The organism is Thioalkalivibrio sp. (genome assembly GCF_041690275.1).
Lineage (GTDB): Bacteria > Pseudomonadota > Gammaproteobacteria > Ectothiorhodospirales > Ectothiorhodospiraceae > Thioalkalivibrio.
In genome coordinates, this window is record NZ_JAWLHP010000004.1 from 14,921 (window position 1) to 35,381 (window position 20,461).

The 20,461-nt window shown below is 66.1% G+C and carries 15 protein-coding genes; 3 read left to right on the plus strand and 12 right to left on the minus strand.

The genetic code is table 11. The features are described 5' to 3' along the window. Nucleotides 1-426: 426 nt before the first annotated feature. Nucleotides 427-3,093, plus strand: coding sequence for a glycoside hydrolase family 15 protein (locus ACESMN_RS01135; RefSeq protein WP_373051743.1), 2,667 nt, complete (start codon nucleotides 427-429; stop codon nucleotides 3,091-3,093). A gap of 285 nt (nucleotides 3,094-3,378) precedes the next feature. Then, nucleotides 3,379-4,371 carry a lipid A deacylase LpxR family protein gene (locus ACESMN_RS01140; RefSeq protein ID WP_373051744.1) on the plus strand — a complete coding sequence of 331 codons (993 nt, stop codon included), beginning with the start codon at nucleotides 3,379-3,381 and terminating at the stop codon, nucleotides 4,369-4,371. A 46-nt stretch (nucleotides 4,372-4,417) separates the two neighbouring features. On the opposite strand, the gene ligA is transcribed toward ACESMN_RS01140, so the two are convergent. The 12 genes from ligA to ACESMN_RS01200 all read right to left on the minus strand — a co-directional run bounded on the left by ligA (nucleotide 4,418) and on the right by ACESMN_RS01200 (nucleotide 19,578). Beyond that, nucleotides 4,418-6,481: an NAD-dependent DNA ligase LigA gene (ligA, locus tag ACESMN_RS01145; RefSeq protein WP_373051745.1), complete on the minus strand. Its 2,064-nt coding sequence runs from the start codon at nucleotides 6,479-6,481 to the stop codon at nucleotides 4,418-4,420. A gap of 4 nt (nucleotides 6,482-6,485) precedes the next feature. Next, nucleotides 6,486-8,207, minus strand: a complete 1,722-nt coding sequence (gene polX / locus ACESMN_RS01150; protein ID WP_373051746.1) for a DNA polymerase/3'-5' exonuclease PolX — start codon at nucleotides 8,205-8,207, stop codon at nucleotides 6,486-6,488. A 13-nt stretch (nucleotides 8,208-8,220) separates the two neighbouring features. After that, nucleotides 8,221-9,015, minus strand: coding sequence for an Fpg/Nei family DNA glycosylase (locus tag ACESMN_RS01155; protein WP_373051747.1), 795 nt, complete (start codon nucleotides 9,013-9,015; stop codon nucleotides 8,221-8,223). 275 nt (nucleotides 9,016-9,290) lie between these two features. Continuing rightward, nucleotides 9,291-10,922, minus strand: a complete 1,632-nt coding sequence (locus ACESMN_RS01160) for a gamma-glutamyltransferase family protein (RefSeq protein ID WP_373051748.1) — start codon at nucleotides 10,920-10,922, stop codon at nucleotides 9,291-9,293. A 124-nt stretch (nucleotides 10,923-11,046) separates the two neighbouring features. Then, nucleotides 11,047-11,688 carry a hypothetical protein gene (locus ACESMN_RS01165; protein WP_373051749.1) on the minus strand — a complete coding sequence of 214 codons (642 nt, stop codon included), beginning with the start codon at nucleotides 11,686-11,688 and terminating at the stop codon, nucleotides 11,047-11,049. 121 nt (nucleotides 11,689-11,809) lie between these two features. Continuing rightward, nucleotides 11,810-12,634: a symmetrical bis(5'-nucleosyl)-tetraphosphatase gene (locus ACESMN_RS01170; RefSeq protein WP_373051750.1), complete on the minus strand. Its 825-nt coding sequence runs from the start codon at nucleotides 12,632-12,634 to the stop codon at nucleotides 11,810-11,812. 24 nt (nucleotides 12,635-12,658) lie between these two features. After that, nucleotides 12,659-13,039, minus strand: a complete 381-nt coding sequence (apaG, locus tag ACESMN_RS01175) for a Co2+/Mg2+ efflux protein ApaG (protein WP_373051751.1) — start codon at nucleotides 13,037-13,039, stop codon at nucleotides 12,659-12,661. Next, nucleotides 13,036-14,043, minus strand: coding sequence for an ROK family protein (locus tag ACESMN_RS01180; RefSeq protein ID WP_373051752.1), 1,008 nt, complete (start codon nucleotides 14,041-14,043; stop codon nucleotides 13,036-13,038). Before ACESMN_RS01180 ends, apaG begins: the two co-directional genes overlap by 4 nt. Next, nucleotides 14,040-14,903 carry a 16S rRNA (adenine(1518)-N(6)/adenine(1519)-N(6))-dimethyltransferase RsmA gene (gene rsmA, locus ACESMN_RS01185; protein WP_373051753.1) on the minus strand — a complete coding sequence of 288 codons (864 nt, stop codon included), beginning with the start codon at nucleotides 14,901-14,903 and terminating at the stop codon, nucleotides 14,040-14,042. The genes ACESMN_RS01180 and rsmA overlap by 4 nt, the downstream gene beginning before the upstream one ends. Then, complete coding sequence (gene pdxA / locus ACESMN_RS01190; RefSeq protein WP_373051754.1) at nucleotides 14,900-15,943, minus strand: 4-hydroxythreonine-4-phosphate dehydrogenase PdxA; 1,044 nt, start codon at nucleotides 15,941-15,943, stop codon at nucleotides 14,900-14,902. The genes rsmA and pdxA overlap by 4 nt, the downstream gene beginning before the upstream one ends. A 22-nt stretch (nucleotides 15,944-15,965) precedes the next feature. After that, nucleotides 15,966-17,264 carry a peptidylprolyl isomerase gene (locus tag ACESMN_RS01195; protein ID WP_373051793.1) on the minus strand — a complete coding sequence of 433 codons (1,299 nt, stop codon included), beginning with the start codon at nucleotides 17,262-17,264 and terminating at the stop codon, nucleotides 15,966-15,968. Between the two features lie 139 nt (nucleotides 17,265-17,403). Then, on the minus strand, nucleotides 17,404-19,578 hold the full coding sequence (locus ACESMN_RS01200; protein WP_373051755.1) for an LPS-assembly protein LptD: 2,175 nt from the start codon (nucleotides 19,576-19,578) through the stop codon (nucleotides 17,404-17,406). Nucleotides 19,579-19,882: 304 nt separating this feature from the next. On the opposite strand from ACESMN_RS01200, the gene ppa reads away from it, so the two are divergent. After that, nucleotides 19,883-20,419: an inorganic diphosphatase gene (gene ppa, locus ACESMN_RS01205; RefSeq protein ID WP_373051756.1), complete on the plus strand. Its 537-nt coding sequence runs from the start codon at nucleotides 19,883-19,885 to the stop codon at nucleotides 20,417-20,419. Nucleotides 20,420-20,461: the final 42 nt, after the last annotated feature.

Below are 20,461 nucleotides of genomic sequence, written 5' to 3' on the forward strand. Positions count from 1 at the left end.
CCTCCCCACTGCTGGGCCTCTTGCCTCCCGATCCGTGAGGATGAACATCATGGACAGGTGCGGGGTATCGGTAGGCGGTTGGGTGAGTCTCCGCATGGCCCACTAGGCATTGCTACGTAGGGTCTTCGCGGCAGGTAGGTGATGAACTGGACTCAGACCGTCGGGCCGGGGCATGCCTTCCACGGAGCGATCCGCCGTCCGCTGCAGTCGGGTTCGGACCACGCTGGGGCCCTCTGGCCGCACCATCGGGAGCGACCGTCGCTGGCGCGTCCGGGTCCCTTCCACCAGCTTCCGCGCACGGTGTCGCCGCAGCGGTTTCCCGACCGGAACGAAGGCCACCATGCCTTCAGAAGAGCAGTAGCTCTCTGAACCCCGGTCTGCAGCGGGATCGATCGAGTTCGGAGACTGCGGGAAGGAGCAGAAACGATGAACAAGCGCATCGGCGATTACGGAATCATCGGCGACTCCCGCACCGCGGCTCTGGTCGGTAACGACGGCAGCATTGATTGGCTCTGCCTTCCGTTTCTCGACTCTCCCAGCGTCTTCGCGGCACTGCTTGATGAGGACAAGGGCGGGCACTTCTCTGTCTCTCCCGTCTCGCCCTTCGATTCGACGTCCCTCTATCGGGCGGGCACGAACATCCTGACCACCACCTTCCGGACGCCGCAGGGAAGGCTGCAGCTTGACGATTTCCTGGCTGCATCGGCATCGGGCGGCGAAACCCGGCGCGGTGAAGGGACACGCCTCTACCGATGCGCCGAGGTGCTCCAGGGCGAGATGGAAGTGATCGCGCGCTTCGAGCCGCGCTTCGATTACGCGCGGGAAGCGCCCTGCCTGAACGCCGCTGACGGCGCTGTCATCGCGGTGGGCGAGGGGCAGAGACTGGCCCTTCTTGCCTCCCGGTTGGGTATGGAGGTTGACGGCGGGACCGCCAGTGGTCGATGGCACCTGACCGCGGGTCAGAAGCTCTGGTTTCTGCTTTGCTCCGGAGACGATCGGCCGGTGGTGCTTCATGCCGCGGCGGCCGAGGAAGCGCTTGCGTGCACCGAGCGCTATTGGCACCGTTGGCTGGCGCTCAGTGAAACAGGAGAGGACTTCGACTTCGGCCCGTTTCGGGAGATGATGGAGCGCTCAAGTCTCGTCCTCAAGCTCCTGGAGTTCGCCCCCACGGGCGCCATGGCCGCAGCAGCCACGACCTCCCTGCCCGAGGAGATCGGCGGAGAACGCAACTGGGATTACCGCTTTTCCTGGATTCGCGACGCGGCCATGACGGTCGAGGCGCTGTTCAATATCGGCCACCTCTCCGAGCTGGAGAAGTACCTGAGGTGGCTGGAACGATTCATCTGCGAAAGGCAGGAGGCACTGCAAGTCCTCTACGGCCTGCGCGGGGAGACCGAACTGACCGAAGGAGTGCTGACGCACCTCTCCGGGTACAAGGGATCGCGGCCGGTGCGCGTCGGCAACGCGGCCTACGCGCAGAAGCAGCTCGATATCTACGGCGAGATCATGGATGCGGCCCTGCGGCTGTCGAATTACGCCGGAAAGATCGAATTCTCCATGTGGCCCTTCTTCCGCTCCATTTGCGAAACCGTGGTCCGGGTCTGGCGCGAAAAGGATTCCGGGATCTGGGAGGTGCGGGGCGGCCCGTATCACTTCGTCTATTCCAAGGTCATGTGCTGGGTGGCCCTGGACCGGGGCCTGACCATCGCGCGCAGGTATGGCTTTCCCGGGGATTTCGAGCGCTGGACGGCCTGCCGGGAGTCGATCCGACGAGAGGTCCTGGAACGGGGATGGAGTCAGAAAAAGCAGGCCTTCGTGCAGCACTACGAGACGGATGCCCTTGATGCCGCCAATCTCCTCTTCCCCTTCTACGGCTTTCTCTCCTACGAAGATCCGCGGATGTTGTCCACCGTGGAGGCGATCCAAAGGGAGTTGACCGTGGATGGCTTCGTCTACCGCTATCGCTCCGAGGACCACCTGGCGGGAACGGAGGGGATCTTTCTGGTGTGCAGCTTCTGGCTGGTCGACAATCTGATCGGCCAGGGGCGCCTCGAGGAGGCGATGGTCCAGTTGCTACGGCTGGAGAAGAGCGCCAACCAGCTGGGTCTATTCGCCGAACAGTACGATCCAGCCTGGGACGAGCTTCTGGGCAACTATCCCCAGGCCTTCTCGCACATTGGCTACATCAACAGCGTCTTTGCCCTGTGCCGCGCCCGCCAACCCCGGAAGAGGGCACCCGCAAGGACAGTGGGTGACACCGTGTCGCAGAAACTGCTGCTGACCCAGCGCTTTCTGCTCAATGCGGGTTCCGTGGAAGCCAAGGGAACGCCGGAACAGGTCGTCGGTGATCTGAAACACAAGATGAACACCCTGCGCGGCGCCTTCTTTCGCACCGCCGAGGGTCGCGTCGCCTACGAGGAGATGGCGGAATCCTCTCTCTTCTGGGACTACGTGGAGTGCAGCCGGCAGCTGCAGCACATCCATCCGTCTCTTTCCCGGGATCGAGAGGAACGCATCGCTCTCTGGATCAATCTCTTCAACGTGATGGTGGTGCACGGCGTCGTCGCCCTCGGGATTCGCGACTCGGTCAAGGAGGTGTCCCGGTTCTTCCGGCGCATCTGCTACAGGGTGGGCGAGTTGGAGTTCAGCGCTGACGATGTCGAGCATGGCATCCTGCGGGCCAATCATTGCTATCCGCACTCGATCCTGCACCCCTTCGGCAGCGAGGACCCTCGCCGGGATCTGATGATCGAGCCCCTTGATCCGCGCATACACTTTGCCCTGGTCTGCGCATCCGCCTCGTGTCCGCCGATCGAGATCTACAGCGCCGAGACCCTGGATCACGATCTGGAGGTCTCGGGCAAGACCTTCCTCAACTCCGGCGGTGTCCGGATCGACCGGCAAGGACGGATCGTCCGGCTGCCGAAGATCTTCCAGTGGTATGGTGAAGACTTCGGCGAGACCGATGAGGAGCACCTGCGCTTCGTCGCCCCCTACCTCTACCGTGACGAGGATCGGCAGTTCCTTGAGCAGAACGCCGCAGAGCTGCGGGTGAAGTACGAGCCCTATGACTGGCGACTGAACCGCACCTGACGAAGATACTCCCGGGTCGGACCAACGCAAGCGATTGTCCGGAAAGTAAAAAGGGCCGAAAATACCTGCCTTCCAGGGGCTTCGGCGGCCGTTTTCAGTACAGGAAACGGCGACCTAGGCGACGGGGATCGAGGCCGCCCCCCAACCGGGATTGCGTGAACGTCCGGCAGGGGGTCTGCGGCCCGGGCGCGGCTATGGGCGCGTTTTTGACCCCAAAAATGGGCCTTCAAGGGCTTTGAGAGGGCTGTTTTGCGACCTGATCGCTCGATTAATCAATGGGTTGGGTTGGTCCGACCCCGCTGGGTTCTGGTGGCGTTGCTGCTGGGGCTGGTGTCGCCGCAGCTTCAGGCTACCTCGGTCGAGCCGGAACAGGGCATCCTGGTGCTGGAATACGAGAATGATCTGTTCACTGGCGAGGACCGGTACTACACCAGCGGTGTGCGTGCCAGCTGGATCACCCCGAGCGCCCGGGTTCCCGGTCTGCTCAGGGATCTGGGCACGATGATCCCCTTCTTCCCGGGGCGCGGAGATATCAAGGCCTCCTGGTCCATCGGCCAGAACATGTACACACCCGAGGACATCGAGGCGGCCGTGCCCGATCCCGGCGAGCGTCCCTATGCGGGCTGGCTGTACGCGAGCGGGGGTCTGCTCGAGGAAACCGGTGATCGCCTGGACCGTCTGCAACTGACCCTGGGCATCGTGGGTCCCGCGTCGCTCGCGCAAGAGACCCAGAAGACCGTTCACGAGCTGATGGGCGCCCCGATCCCCCAGGGTTGGGATCATCAGCTGGACAACGAGCCGACCCTGATGGTGAGCTACGAGCGTCAGTGGCGTTCCCTGACGACAGCCACCGACCATGACCTTCGCATCGATGTCATCCCCCACTGGGGTGGTACCCTCGGCACCCCGTTCAGCCTGGTCAACTCAGGGCTCACCCTGCGCATCGGCCGGAATCTCCCCCATGACTACGGCCCACCGCGTATCCAGCCCGCACTGCCCGGGTCCGGTCTGTTCGTACCGCGCCGGCAACGCGGCTGGTACCTGTTCGCCGGCGTGGATGCCCGGCTGGTGGCGTGGAACGTGTTCCTGGACGGAAACACCTGGCGCGACAGCCCGAGCGTGGATCGCCGCCCTCTCGTGGCCGATGCCCAGGTGGGCGCTGTGCTGGGCCTGGGGCGGTTGCGCCTGGCCTATACCCATGTGTTCCGGACGCCCGAGTTCAGGAACCAGGGCGAGCGGGATGACTTTGGCGCCGTAAGCGTCTCCTGGATGTTTTGAGCGGCCTCCACCCATCTCGCCCGCGGCGGAGTCGCGGCAACCATCACTATCCGGAAAGCAGTTCCTGGAATTGCCTCTCGTCCAGGATCTCGACGCCTTCCGTCTTCGCGTCGTCGAGCTTGCTGCCGGGATCCTCGCCGGCGACGACGTAGTCGGTCTCTCCGCTGACTCTCGAGGTCGCACGGCCCCCGAGCCGTTCGACCGCCTGTTCCGCTTCGCTACGGGTGTAGTTTTCGAGGCCGCCGGTGAAGACGAACCTCTTCCCCTGAAGTGGTTGCCGCTCCGGCGCGTCCGGCATGTCCTGCACGCTGACGCCGAGCCGTTGCATTCGTTGCAGAATCTTCACGTTCTCCTCTTCCTGGAAGAAGGTGTGCACGCTCTGTGCGATCTCCGGCCCGATGTCGGGCATTTTCTTCAGATCGCCCAGGCTGGCCTTGCGCAAGCGGTCAAGACTCTGGAACTCCCGTGCGAGCATCGTGGCGACGCGCTCGCCGACATGCCGGATGCCGAGTGCATAGAGGAAGCGATCGAGCCGCGGTTTCTTCGTCTCCTGTATGGCCTGGTGCAGATTCCTCGCGGTCTTTTCGGCGATGCCCTCCAGATTCAAGAGGTCATCGACGGAGAGCGCGTAGAGGTCGGCGAGATCGGTCACCAGCCCTTCTGCGACCAGGTCGCGGGCGGTCTCCTCGCCAAGGCCCTCGATGTCCATCGCCGATCGCGAACCGTAATGGAAGATTCGGCCGATCAGCTGCGGCTGGCAGCGCAGCCCGTTCGGGCAGACGTGGTAGGCACCCTCGCGGACGATCTCCGTGCCGCAGACCGGGCACTTTCGAGGCATCCGGAAGGCCTCCGCGCGCTGCTTGCCCGGCTGCGGGACCCGCTCGATGACCTCGGGAATCACGTCTCCCGCCCGTGCGATGCGCACCCGGTCGCCGGGACGCACATCCTTCCGGCGCGCCTCGCCCTCGTTGTGGAGCGTCGCCCGACTGACGGTGACGCCACCCACATCCACCGGTTGCAGCAACGCGACCGGTGTCAGCTTGCCGGTACGGCCGACCTGAACGACCACGTCCTCCAGTGTGGTGATCTCCTCGCGTGAGGCAAACTTCCAGGCCAGCGCCCAGCGCGGACTGCGATGGCGAGTGCCGAGTTGCTCCCACAGCGCCTTGTCGTCCACCTTGATGACGATGCCGTCGATCTCGTAGGGAAGATCGTCGCGTTCCTCGCCCAGCCTGTCGTGGTATGCGGCCACGTCCTTCCTGGACGACGCACGAGCCACATGCGGATCGATCTTCAGACCCCACTCGCGCAGCTGCCCCAGCTCGCCCCAGTGCGTGTCGAATTCGTGTCCCTCGACCTTCAGAACGTCATAGAAGAAGACGTCCAGCGGATAACGGGCGACGCTCGTCGATTCCAGCCGCCGCAGGATCCCGCCCGTGGCATTGCGCGGGTTGGCGTAGGGTTTGTCGCCGCGTTCCACCCGTTCGCGATTCATCGCCTGAAACCCCTCCCGCGGCAGAAACACCTCCCCGCGCACCGCCAGGAACGACGGGCACCGGTCCGGCGTTTGCAGTGTCAACGGGACCGAGCCGATGGTGCGGAGATTCGCCGAGATGTCTTCGCCATGGTGCCCGTCGCCACGGGTCGAGCCCTCCTTGAAGTGGCCCTTCTCGTAGATGATCTCGACCGAGACGCCGTCGAACTTCGGCTCCAGCACGTAATGGACGGTGTCACTCTTCTGCTGTCGCCGGACGGACTCGTGGAACTCGTCGAATTCCTCCTGTTCGAGGGCGGCATGAAGGCTGAGCAGCGGGGCGGTGTGCTCGACCCGGTTCAGCTCGTCCAGCGGTTCGGCCCCGACCCGGCGTGTGGGGGAGTTTTCCGAGCGATATTCCGGAAAGGCCTCTTCCAGTTCCTGCAGACGATGGAACAGCCGGTCGTACACCGAGTCGGAGATGACCGGATCGTTCTCCACGTAATACTTGTGATCGTGGAACTCGATCCCTTCCCGAAGCGCGTCGATCTCGTCCTTCGCCTCCTGCTTGCCGAGATCCTCCACGTCCCTGAATTGCGTGCTCGGGTTCTTCTTGAAGTCCCGGTTTCGGGCCATGGCCTCAGTCCCTTTTCAGGAGTCCTTTCAGCTCCCCCCATGTGCGGGTGTTCAGTACGTCGTCCGCCTCCAGCCAGCCGCGGCGCGCCTGATCGATGCCGAAGCGCATGAATTCCAGGTCGGTTGTCGAGTGTGCATCCACCGAGATGGCCACCTTGAGTCCCTTTTCCCGGGCCAGCTTGCAGTGGGCATCGTTGAGGTCCAGGCGGTCGGGCTGGGCGTTGAGTTCCATGTAGCACCCCCGGTCGAGCGCGGCATCCATGATTCTTTCAATGTCGATCTCGTACGGCTCCCGCTCGTTGATCAGACGTCCGGTCGGATGGCCCAGGATATGGAAGCAGACATGGTCCATGGCCCGGATCACCCGCTCCGTCTGCTTCTTCTTCGGCAGATTGAACTTGCTGTGAATCGACCCGACGACGAGATCCAGTTCCCCCAGCACGTGATCGTCGAGATCCAGTGAACCGTCTTCCAGGATATCCACCTCGATTCCCTTGAGGATGCGAATGCCGCTCAGTTCATCGTTGAGCGCATCGATTCGCTCGATCTGTTTCCGCAGACCCTTCGCGTCGAGTCCCTTGACCGCCGCGACGGCCCTGGAATGATCGGTGATGGCCAGATACTCGAGACCTGCCTGCCTGGCCGCCTGGGCCATCTGCTGCAGCGTATATTTGCCGTCGCTGTCCTTCGTGTGCGCGTGCAGATTGCCGCGCACATCGCCAAGCGCGATCAGCTGCGGCAGTGCGCCGGCCTTCGCGGCCTCCACTTCGCCGCGGTTTTCGCGGAGTTCGGGCGGTATGAACGGCAGTCCCACCTGCTGGAAGACTTCCTCCTCCGTTGCGCCGGCAATGCGGTCTTCGCCTCTGAACACACCGTATTCGTTGATCTTCAGGCCCTCTTCCTGGGCAATCCTGCGCACGGCGATGTTGTGTGCCTTCGAGCCGGTGAAGTAGTACAGGGCAGCCCCGTAGCAGACCTCCGGCATGACCCGCAGATCGACCTGCAGGCCCGACTGCAGGATCACCATGGAGCGCGTCCTGCCATGCTCCACCACCTCCTCGATCTCGTCGTACTCGACGAAGCGGTCCATCACCGGGGAGTCGTCCTTGCAGGTGATCAGGATATCGAGATCGCCGACCGTTTCCTTCCGACGCCGATAGCTTCCCGCGACCACCACCTTTTTCACCCCGTCGATCCCGGAGAGATATTGTTCCAGCGAGCGGGCGATGGGATCGACGGAGGACAGCTTGGTGCGCTGTTCGTGGTCCTTCCTGCGTTCGATCTCCCGCAGGATCATCGCTTCGGTCTTCCTTCCGAACCCCTCGAGTTGCCGCACCTGGCGCTTCTCGGCTGCTTCCTTCAGCTGGCCCAGCGACTCGACGCCGAGTGCGTCGTGGATGGCCTTCACCCTCTTGGGGCCAACGCCGGGAAGCTTCATCATCTCGCCGAGTTCCGCGGTGGTCTGCTCCTCGGTTTCCTGCAGCAGCGCCAGTTCCCCGTTCTTTATTATTTCCTCGATCTTGCCGGCAAGATCGGCACCGATTCCAGGCAATTCGGAGAGGTCCTCGCCATCATCCAGCATCTCCTGCGCATCGCGCGGCAGCGATTCAACGGTCTGCGCGGCATTGCGGTAGGCACGCACGCGAAACGTGTTCGCCCCCTGGATCTCCAGCAGATCGGCCAGGCGACTGAACTGCTCCGCCACCTGCTTGTTGTGGATCGGCATTGCTCTCTCCCACTCAGTGCATCGCCTGGCAGGTCGGGCAGAAATACGCGGTGCGGCCCGAAACCTTTTCCCGTTCAAGCGGTTTTCCACAACGGGGACACGTCGCGTCGTCGGCACCGCGGCGCGGAGTGAGGAAGTCCTTCGGCATTCGCTCTGGCTGCGCCCGCGCCTTGATCGCGGACTGCACAACGCGCCGCATCTGCCGATGGATCTCCGTCAAGGTCGTTGCATCCATGTCGGAGGCCGCTGCCCGGGGGTGGACCCCCGCCTGAAAGAGGATCTCATCCGTATAGACGTTTCCGAGGCCGGCAATGGTTCCCTGATCCATCAGGGCGGACTTGATGCTCCCGCGTTTGCGGCCGATCGCCTCCCGGAACCGCCCGGCATCGAGGCGGTCGTCGAGGGCGTCGATCCCCAGGCGATGCCGCTCGATGAATTCCCCGGGATCATCCGTCCAGTCGAGCCTGCCGATCATGCGCTGACTGACGTAGGCCAGATGGAATCCGTTGTCGAACCGCAAGAGCACGCGGGTGTGCCGCGGGGGGTCCTCCGCGCTCGAATAGTCGGGATACCCCGTCATGCCGAAATGCAGCACGAGCCAGCCGTCGTCGCCGACCCGGACAAACAGGTGTTTTCCGTGACGACGCGTCGATTCCAGCGATCGGCCCGCTAGCCGCTGCTGCAGCGCCCGCGCCGACAGGTTCTCCAGCACCTTCTCGCGTCGCACGTCGACGCCTGCGATGCGCTGGTGCAGCGAGGTCGCGTCGAGATATTCCCTGAAGACCTGTACGTCGGGGAGTTCCGGCATTCGTCGCACCTCCGGGATTTGCCGTTGAGCGCGTGATCGAGCCTTGGTGATTCCGTGGATGTCCGTACGCCGCGTTGTGCCGGGCCGGAACCGGGATCACCGTCTCGACATGGCCTCACCAGACTGCACCGATGCGCATCGAAACGCGAGTCCGGCGGCTGCTGACGAAGAACCCGCGGATGTCCTGCGGCGAGATCGCCGGCGGGGCGGACTGCGGCACTCGACAGCAAGGCGCCCGCAGACCTCTGGTGGCCGCGGGGTCTTCAGCGCATTGGTCAGGCCGGCGCCGGGACTCCGGCCACCGCACCGTCGCAGCGGGGATCGGAGGCACCGCTGACCCGGCCCTCGGGATCGCGCAGCAGCAGGCCTGCGTGTCCCATCATCGAGTTGCGGGCCGGCACCCGGTCGATCGTGTGGCCGCGGGCGCGCAGACCGCTGACCACCTCGGCGGGCAGATCGTCCTCCACCTTCAGCGAGTCCGTGCCCCGGCCCCAGGTACGGCCGAGAAGCCAGCGCGGCGAGGCGATCGCGTGGGCAGGATCCTGACCGTGGAGGATGACACGGCTGAAGATGGCGGCCTGTGTCTGGGGCTGGCCTTCCCCGCCCATGGTGCCGTAGACCAGCGAACGTCCGTCCAGCAACCGGGCGCCCGCCGGATTCAGGGTGTGGAAGGGCCGCCGCCCCGGCTGCAGCGGATTGAGCGACCGGGCATCCAGCGAAAAGCCGTGCCCGCGGTTCTGCCAGACAATGCCCGTTCCCGGTGCAACCACGCCGGAACCGAATTCGTGATAGAGGCTCTGGATGAAGCTCACCTGATTGCCGAAGGCGTCCATCGCGCCCAGCCAGACGGTGTCGCCGCCGGCGGGAGGGCTCGGCCACGGCGCCGCGTGCAACGGATCCACCTGGGCCGCCAGGCGGGCGATGGCGTCGGCGGTGAGATACCGCGCCGGGTCTTCCGGGAGGTGGTCCGGGTCGGTGACCAGGGCGTCACGAACCCGGAAGGCGGCCTTGGTGGCCTCGACCAGCGTGTGCACGTAATCGATCCCGTCGGCGGGGTGGGGCGATTGCGCGAGGAGCTGCTGGTAGATGCCGAGGATCAGCAACGACGCGATCCCCTGCGTCGGGGGCGGCAGGTTCACAAGGGTTCCCACGGGCGTGGCCAGCTCCAGGGGAGAGACCATCCGGGCGGTGAAGCCGGCCAGATCTCCGGCCTGCAGCGGGCTCCCCTGGGCCGCCAGGCCCGCGGCCAGTGTCGTGGCGATCTCGCCGTGGTAGAAGTCGCCACAGCCGGCGCGACCGAGCCGTTCGAGTACTGCGCCCAGGTCCGGCTGGCGGAAGACCGTTCCAGCGGCGGGGATGCGGCCTTGCGGGCAGAAGACCGAGTCGAAGGAGGCGCGCCCCCGCAATTCGTCGGCCTTGTCCTCGAGGGTCCGGAACTGCGAGGCGCTCACGGCAAATCCCTGTACCGCCTGTTCGTGCGCGCCCGCAAGCAGCCGGTGCAGGGGCAACCGGCCGCCCCAGTGCCGCCGCGACCACTCGTATGCGACCTGCCAGCCAGCCACGGTACCCGCGACGGTGCAGGCGGCCGGGCCGCCCCGATGCGGGATGGCCGCGAGACCGCGAGCACGGTACCACTCGCGATCGGCCCGGGCCCCGGCATATCCGCAGGCCTCGATCGCGCGGGCGGGTTCGCCCGGGGCCTGCAGCAGCCAGAAGCCGTCGCCGCCGAGGCCGTTCATGTGGGGGTACACCACCGCGATGCTGGCGGCGGCCGCGATCATCGCCTCGAGCGCGTTGCCACCCTCGGCCAGCACCTCGGCACCCGCGCGGGCGGCGAGGTGATGCGGTGCCACCACGGCCCCCGACAGCGGCTCGGACGTCGCGCGTTCGACCAGCAGGCGATTCATGCCGTCACCGTCGGTGCATGCCGGTCCAGCACCCCTGCAGGCAACTCGATTTCCGGAAGCATCGAAGCGCGGATCCGGTGATTGCATCCGGCAAGGAGGGCCCCCGGGCCATGGTCGCCGGCGCTCACTCGAAGGTGCCCTCGGCAATTCGCTGCACCAGGCCCTCCAGCGCGCCTGCGTTGCCGATGCAGGCGACCGCCGCTTCCTGTTCCTCCGCCGTTGTCTGCCGATGCGCAAGATCGCCGCGCGCAGTGGCGCGGACGAGCAATGGCGACGATGAGGTTCGGTCCGTGGGGACGAGCCGCAGTTCGACCAGGCGCCGGAGCTCCTTCCCCTCGATGACGAACAACCAGGGCGCGACCACGAGGGTGTCCCCGTTCGGACAGTCATGGCGCTCCAGGGCGGTGTCCAGGTGGGTCTGGTTGGCATAAAGGGCATGCTGCCGCTGCATCTCCGCACGCTGCCAGGGCTCCACGGCCAGGACCACGGTGAGCGCCGGCAGCATCAGCAGCACGGTGATCCCGAGCAGCATCCGCCGGGGCAGGTGATACGCCTGCGAGGACCAGCCCAGCAGCCAGTAGGCCGTGAAGGCCACCGGCGACACCAGGACCAGCTGTCCGATCCAGGCTGGTGATTCCGCGCGACCCGCCACGGACAGCCAGAGATAGCCGAGCAACACGACCACCACCGGAAGCAGCAACAGCCGGCCCGCGACCGCCAGGAGCCGGGGCAGCGAGCTCTTCGCATTCGGCCTTCCATTGATCAATGCAGTGCCCCTGCGATGGGGTCCCGCCGGCAGTGTAACGCCCGAATGCCGGATCCCCGAATGCGGCATCGTGGCTTGCGGTGCCGGTGCTCGCAGGTGGCCGCTGCGGCAGTGGAACCGTTCAATGGCAGTCTTCGTGCCAGACGGGTGCGTCCCTGGGGCCCGCGTCGTCGATTCGGGCCATGGTGAGTCTGCGGCCCCACACGCAGCCACTGTCCAGCGACAGCCAGTCCCGGCCGTGCCGGTACCCGAGCGCTGACCAGTGTCCGAACACGATGGGCTGACCGGCCGTGAGCCGGCCGGGCACCCCGAACCATGGTGAGAGCCGGGCGGGAGCCCCTTCGGGCGGCCCGCTTTCCTCGAAGTCCAGTGCGCCGTTGCGCTGAAGGAAGCGCATCCGGGTGAATGCATTGACCGTGTAGCGCAGCCGATCCACGCCGTCGAGCGTGTCACTCCAGCGATCCGGGGTGTTGCCGTACATCGCTTCGAAGAACGTCCGCCGGGCGGCGGAATCACGCAGTACGTGCTCCACGCGGCGCGCCTCCCGCTGGGCGGTTTCCAGATTCCATGCCGGGGGTATGCCCGCATGCACCAGGGTCCAGCCCAGCTTCGGGTCATGGTGGATCAGTGGGCGACAGGCAAGCCACTCCAGCAGTTCGGCCGCGTCGGCCCGATCGAGGACCTGCTTGAGGGTGTCCTTTGGCCGCAGGGACCGGAAGCCGGCGGCGGTGGCCAGGAGGTGCAGGTCATGGTTCCCGAGCACGACGACGGCTGCCTCGCCGAGGTCGCGGACGCGGCGCAGGCAGGCTCCGGATTGCGGACCCCGGTTCACCAGGTCGCCGACCAGCCAGAGGCGATCGCGGGAGGGTTCGAAGGATACACGCTCGAGCAGTCGCTCGAAGGGTCCCAGACAACCCTGCAGGTCACCGATCGCGTAGACGGCCATTGCGGTTCGGGGCAGTGTGCTGCGTCAATGAAGGGAGCGCGGCACGGAAAGGGTGAACGGCGGTATCGGCGCGTTGAAGGTGAACCCGGAATCGTCCCGCATCTCGTAGCTGCCCTCCATGGTTCCGACCGGTGTCTCAAGCACGGTACCGCTCGTGTACTCGAACTCCTCGCCGGGCGGGATTCTGGGCTGCTTTCCGACCACGCCCTCGCCGCGGACCTCCTGGGTCTGGTCGCGCGCGTCGCGAATGATCCAGTGACGGTTCAACAGCTGGACCGCCGCATCGCCGGTGTTGCGGATGGTGATGTGATAGGCGAAGACGAACCGGGACTCGGACGGGTCGGACTGGTCCTCGATGAAGGCGGTCGCCACTTCGATCTCGATGCGATGTTCCGAGGAACTCATGGACGCTCTCCAGCAGTTGCCATGGCCCGGTGCGCCGTTACCGCAGCGCCCAGCAGGCCGGGTTCAGGGTGTACGATCAGGTGGAGCGGCAGACCCTTCATCAGTTCTTGCATCGGGACCTTGTCGCGGAAGGCATGGAGAAAGGCAGGGGCCTGAAAATGCTCCACCAGCCGGGGGGCAATCCCGCCGGCGATGAAGATCCCGCCACGGGGAAGGGCCGTGAGCGCGAGGTCTCCGAGCTGACCGGCGTAGATGCTGACAAAGCGCTGGATCACCTGCAAGGCCGGATGATGTCCGTCATCGGCCAGCTGGCCGATCGTGGCCGCCGGATCATCCGTCTCCAGGGCCGCCTCGAGGTCAGGGTCGGAGATCTCGCGGTTCAGGAAATTGGCCATCCGCGCGATCCCCCGGCCACTGAGCAGGTGCTCGCGGGTGCAGCGGCCCTCAGCCTTGCGCACCCATTCGGCCAGGGCCGACTGCCATGCATCCGCCGGGGAGAAGTCGGCGTGACCGCCTTCGCCGGCATGGATCCGGGAATCCGGCGGCGGACCCACCAGACAGGTGCCGAGACCCGTGCCTGCCCCGACCACCAGGCGCAGCCCGTCACTGTCGGGTTCGATGGACTGCAGGGTCACGGTGTCTTCGGGCCCCAGTGCGTCGAGCCCGGCACCGATCGCGGCGAAGTCATTGATCAGCACCGTCGGCGCGTCGAAGCGGCGACCGAGTTCCCCGGCATCCAGCGACGGCCAGTCCAGGTTGGTGACGCGGGCCGTTGCGGCCTGTCCGGACCCGTTTACCGGGCCGGCCACGGCAAGGCCGAGTCCGTCGATCTCCCCGTTGCCCGGGAATTGCGAGCCGAGCCATTGGCGCAGGAGTTCCGGCAGGCTCGCGTAGTCCCCGCTCACCAGCCTCTCCCTGTGCGTGAACCGCCATACGCCGTCTTCTTCACGCGCGACTGCGACCAGTGTCTTGGTGCCGCCCACGTCCGCAACGACCAGGTTCATGTCCGCTCCGCCTGTTTGATGTCCGGTGGGCGCGCGCCGACCGGAGCCGGCGATACGATGCCGGACTGCCGCTCTGCACGCTGCTGTGCCGCCTGGGCCAGTGCCACGAAGTCGGCGATGTGCAGCTGTTCGGGCCTGAGTCCGTCGTCGATGCCGGACGCCGCGATATCCGCCGGCTCCACCAGACCGGCCAGTGCCCGCCGCAACGTCTTTCTACGGTTGGCAAAGGCCTGGTTGACCACCTGCCGGAACGGCCCTGTCAGGGATTCCGGAACCCGCGGCGCGGTCAGTGGCTGGATGCGGACCACCGCGGAATCCACCCTGGGCGCGGGCCGGAACGCGCCGGGTCCGACCGTGAACAGCTGCTTGGCATCCGAACGGGCCGCGAGCATCACGCCAAGGCGTCCGTAGCGTTTGCTTCCCGGTACGGCGACCAGCCGTTCCACGACCTCCTTCTGCAACAGGAAGTGCATGTCGCGGATTGCGCCGGCCTGCTCGAGCAGATGGAAGAGCAGCGGCGTCGAGATGTTGTACGGCAGGTTGCCGACGATCCTGAGCTTCCCCTGCGAGGGCGCCCGGGCGGCAAAATCGAAGGTCAGCGCGTCGGCGCAGTGGATGGTCAACCGCTCCGGGGGTGCGAGTGCGCGCAGCCCCGGGATGAGGTCGCGGTCGAGTTCCACCACCTCCAGGTGATCGAGCCTCTCGAGCAGCGGGCGGGTAAGCGCCCCCCGGCCCGGCCCGATCTCGATCATCGCATCCTGCCTGTCGGGGGCAATGGCCGCGACGATGCGCGCCAGCACCGCCGGGTCGTGCAGGAAGTTCTGTCCAAAGCGTTTCCGTGGCGCCAGCGGAGGTTTCACGTCGGGGCCCGGGCATTGGCGGGATCGGGCGGCGTACCCTCGCGGCCGCCGCGCCGGATGCCCGCAAGCTGCAGTGCCAGGCGTTCCGCCGCCAGGAAGCTGCCGGCGTCGGCACGCCCGGTACCCGCGAGGTCGAGTGCGGTCCCGTGGTCCACGGATGTGCGGATGAACGGCAGGCCCAGGGTCACGTTTACCGCCTCGCCGAAGCCCGCGTGCTTGAGCACCGGCAGCCCCTGGTCGTGGTACATGGCGAGGACGGCATCGGCATCGGCGAGCGCGGTGGGCGTGAATGCGGTGTCGGCCGGTACCGGTCCGCGCAGATCGAGGCCGCGCGCCCTCAGTGCATCCAGTGCGGGTGCGATCACGGTCTGCTCCTCGGTTCCCAGCAGGCCCTGCTCGCCGGCATGCGGATTGAGTGCACAGACCAGGATGCGCGGTCTGGCGCAACCGAAGTCCCGGCGCAGGTCGTGGTCGAGAATCGTCAGCACTTCGTGCAGCAGTTCCGCCGTGATCGCATCGGCAACCGCGCGCAGCGGAAGGTGGGTGGTCGCCAGGGCAACCCGCAGGCCTCCGCCGGTCAGCATCATAACCGGCCGGCGAATGCCGGCACGCGCCGCAAGCCACTCGGTGTGACCGGTGAACGCGTGTCCGCCCTGGTTGATCACGCCCTTGTGGACCGGGCCGGTGACCATGGCATCGAAGACCCCCTCCATGCAGCCACCCGCGGCGGTCTCCAGGAGCGCCAGCACGTGGTCGGCGTTCTCCGGATCGAGCCGGCCCGGAAGCACCGGGTTGCGGGTCCGCACCGGACTGATTTCGAGGCTGCCTGCGGGGGTGGGGCGCGGGGGCTCATCGGGCGTGAACTCGCGCAGGCGAACGTCGAGCCGGAGCTGCCGGGCCCGCTGCTCGATGACCGCAGGATCGCCGATGACCACGCGCTGGGCCCCGCTCGGGCGGGTGGCGAGCTGCAGCAGCAGGTCCGGGCCTGCCCCTGCAGGCTCGCCGACGGTCAAGGCCAGACGGGCTGTTACTGCGGGCATCGGTTTGCACACCGCCACATGGTCAGGAGTCGAGTCCCTCGACCCGGTACTCGACGAAGGCCTCGTCGCGCAGTCTGCGCAGCCAGAGTTCGGTTTCCTCTTCGAGCTTCCGGTTCTGCAGCACCTCCTGGGCCCGGGCCCTGAGCAGGTCTCGGGTTGCATCGGTTTCGCGCCGTTCGAGGACCTCGATGATGTGCCAGCCGAACTGGCTCTGTATCGGTGCACTCATCTCGCCCACCGCGAGTTCGTTCATTGCATCCTCGAAGGCGGGGACCGTTTCGCCGGGACTCAGCCATCCCAGCTCGCCGCCCTGCGCGGCCGAGCCGCTGTCGTCGGAGTGGGCCCTGGCAAGCTCCGCAAACGGTGCCCCCTCGCGGATGCGGTTGTACAGGCTCCTGGCCTGGGCCTCGGCGTCGCGCTCGCTGCGGATCTCGTCGGGACTGACCAGGATGTGCCGGGCGCGCGTCTGCGACACCTGAAGTCCCGAGCCCGCTTCGCGATCAACGAGTTTCACGATGTGGAAGCCGTTGGGTGAGCGCAGGACCTGGCTGACCTCGCCGGGACGCATCAGGATCGCCTTACGCGCATAGAGCGTCGGGATGTCGGCGGCGCCGCGCCAGCCCATGTCGCCACCCTCCAGCGCATCGGGGGCGTCGGAATGGCTGATCGCCAGTCCTGCGAAGTCCTCGTCCGCGCGCGCCCTGGCCCGCAGCTCTTCGGCCTTCTCGCGAGCTTCCGCGATGGTGGACGAGTCCGCGCCCTGCGGCAGGGCCACCAGGATGTGCGACAGCCGGTAGCGAACGTCACGGTCGATGGCGCCGCTCTCCGCCGCAATCAGATCGTCGATCTCCTGCTCGCCCACGCGCAGGCGGTTCTCCACCTGCCGGCGACGCAGCTGGGCGATGGTGAGTTCGTCGCGAATCTGCTGGCGGAAGGCCGTGAATTCCATCCCCTCCGCGGCGAGGGCGTTGCGGAGCTCCAGCAGGGTCAGATCGTTTTCCGCGGCGATGTCTTCCATCGTGCGATTCAGCGTGATTTCATCGATGCTGATACCGACTCTGCGGGCCTCCTGGAGCTGGACGCGTTCGACGATCAGCCGCTCCATCACCTGCCGCGCCAGCGCAGCCTGGCTGGGCGGGCGGACTCCACGCTGCGCCAGTTCCTGCGCTGCAAGGTTCATGCGCTCGACCAGTTCCCTCTCGGTGATTACGTCGTCGCCCACGACTGCGATGATGCGATCCAGCAGCCGATCCTCTTCCTGGAACTGGGCCTGCGCGCCGCCCGCCGCCAGGAGCCACAGCGCAAGGAACAGGGCGATCATCCCGCCGGCAGCGAGAGGGCCCGCGCCATCATTGCCGCGCGCCCGGGGCCGCGGCGATCGATCCCGCTCCGGTCCCTGGCGCAGTGACTGAACCGCCGCGTCGGGACGGCCGGATCGTCCCGGCCCGATCCGCGTGTCGCTAGCGATAATCATTGGTCTCATATCCGGCAATTCCCTCTTGCAGAAGATCTTCGAGCCCCGTGTCGAAGCGCGTCAATCCGTCCAGCGTCAACTGAAAATAGATCGAGTTATTGTACTCGCCCTCGAAATCGGTCAGGTGCCTGCGCAGGGCCACGCGCAGACCGTAACAGCAGCTTCGATACTCGATTCCACCCAGGAGTTCGATGGTGCGTTCGTCAAAGAGGCTGTAGTTCCAGCGTCCGATGAACTGGGTGCGATCGTTCAGGGGCCAGAATCCGGAGATGTCGGTCTGCTCGATCCGCTCCTCGCGGAGCCGGTAACCGAGATTCAGACGCGCCCGGTCGTGCGGATTGTACGCGATGCCCAGCGTCGCGAGGCGGGTACGCTCGCGATCGGTGTCGAAGATCACCGAGGTCTGGGCCTGCCAGCTGCGGCCAACGCGTGCCACCGCCTCCGCCGCCAGTTGCGGGCGATTGCGGGGCAATGCGGGATCACCTGGCCGCAGGCTGACCCGGCGGTCGTCGAGGTAGGTGATCTGTCCGGCAGACAGGCTCAGGCGTTCCCTGCCGGTCCCCGGATCGATGATGCGGCTGGTCAGCGCGGTGGTGACCTGATGAGTGTCGCCGACCCGGTCCCCCCCCACGAAGCGCCGGGTGGTGAACAGGCTGTCGAAGCTGAACTCGCGTTCGGAGGTATCGAATCGCGGGATATCCCCCTGGTCCCGGAACGGTACGTAGCCGTAGTACACCCGGGGCTCCAGCGTCTGCAGTGAGCCGCTGTCCAGCCACCGTTCCAGGATGAGCCCACCGTCGATGCTCATCCGGGGTATCGTCCGGGTTGGATTCGTGTCCACTTCGGGCGGGTTTCCGTCGAGGTCATAACCCGTGTAGCGCAGCGCGACGCGGGGCTCCACGAAATAGCCCCCGGTGTCATGACGGAATCCGATCTCCGGTTCCACGTCGAAGCGCAGCCCGGTCACCGAGTTGCTCCGGTCGAACCGGACCAGCTCCGAACGCAGATCCCAGAACAGGCCGCTCTCCCTCGATTCACCCGCTTCCAGCAGCACCTGCGGCAGGCGGCGATAGGGTTCCTGGCCTGGCGCCAGGGTAGGATCCAGAACCTGGAAATCCTGGACCCTTCCGGTCAGCCGAATGCCGGGCCGGTTGTAGGTCAGGTCCGCCCGGCGTTCCACCACCGAGGTGCTGGAGGAGAATGCGTCGGTGCCGAAGTCCTGGAAGTAGTCCTGGTCGGACACCTCGGTGGCATCCACCCGCAGGGACAGCCCGGGACGGATCGAAGCGCGGTGCTGCAGGCGAACGAGGTATCGGTCTTCTTCGGCCACCTGGTCATCGGGCAGGGCCGAGAGGTCGATCTGGCCGCTCATGCGCGGACGCAGATAGCGCCACTCGGTCTCGAGCTTCAGGCCGCGCTGGGACAGTACGCGCGGCGTGATCGTGGCATCGTAGTTGGGCGCGATGTTCCAGTACCATGGGACGGCAACATCCAGGCCCGATCGGGAGCTGTATCCGGCCGAAGGCGTCAGGATGCCCGACTGGCGACGGTCGTCGATCGGGAAATTGATGTAGGGGGTGTAGAAGATCGGCGCATTCTTGAAGCGCAGCGAGACGTTGTAGCCGTGGCCGCGTCCGGTCTCCTGGTCCAGGCGAATGCGGTCCGCGTAAAGCCACCAGCTGTCATCCCCCTCCGGGCAGGTGGTGAAGCTGCCCCCACGCAGGCGCACCCGCCCCGGCCCGTCCTGGGCGGCATCATCCGCGCTCCCGCGTGCCCGGCGCGACCGCAGCCAGTAGTCGATGTCATTGAACTCCCCGGTCTCGTCGTCGATCCGGTAGCGGCCCGAGTCGGCCTCGACCAGGAAATCGCCGTCGAACAGCCTGGTCTGTTCCCCGGTCTCCACGGTCTGGGTGGGAATACGGTAATCAATGGCCTGCGCATCCAGCCGGCGGCCATCAGCGAACACGCGGACCTCGCCACGGGCGCGGACCCGTTCTCCGGGAATCGCCTCGATCGCATCCGCCTCGATCTCGACCACCTCCGGGGGCAGGGAGCGGAGTTCCGGCCAGAACGAGGAGGCGGGTGCCCGGCAGGAAGACAGGTAGTTCGCATCTCCGGTCACCGGGATCAGGGTCAGGGCCACGGCAATGGCAGCGGCCATCGGGACGAGCCTTCCGGAGCACGGTCGCTTCGCCGTCATGGTCTGCGGGCGCTGTGTCCGGAGCAATGCATCAGTGGGTTCCTGTGGCGGGCCGGCGCGGGGCCAGGCGCGACGGGTATCCGGCGCCCGGAAAACCGCGACATCCGCGGCCCCGGCCAGGCGCGCCGATTGGCGCGCGGGTTCGCCCGGTTCTGCCTTCCCGCCCGCCGACTTATACCTGCTGGGAACAGGACCCGCAAGGGCGATTCCTCTCGCCGGGAACGCCGTTATAATGGCGCGTCAAATCAGCTACGAGGGTGCGGGCATGGATCTGAACAAAATCGTTGCCGGTCGGGATTTGCCGAACGATTTCAATGTCGTCATCGAGATTCCGGCACTGGGACAACCCGTCAAGTACGAGATCGACAAGGACAGCGGCGCGCTGATGGTCGATCGCTTCATGACGGTGGCCATGTTCTATCCCTGCAATTACGGGTTCGTTCCGCACACGCTGGCCGAGGATGGCGACCCACTGGATGTGCTGGTGATCACGCCGGTCCCGCTGGTTCCCGGCGTGGTGGTGCGTTGCCGGCCGGTTGGGCTCCTGCAGATGGCGGATGAGGCGGGTCCGGATTCCAAGGTCCTGTCCGTGCCGGTCACCAAGCTGGATCCCCAGTACGAGCGCGTTCAGGGTCCGGAGGATGTGCAGCGCGAGCTGCTTGATCAGATCACCCATTTCTTCGGCCATTACAAGGAGATGGAACGCAACAAATGGGTCAAGGTTGAGGGGTGGTCGGATGCCGAGGCGGCCAAGGCCGAGATCATGGCCAGCTACAAGCGCTACCAGAAGAGCAAGGTCTGAGGGCCTCCCGGCTCCCTTCGCGGGCCGCGTAGCGGCCCGGCC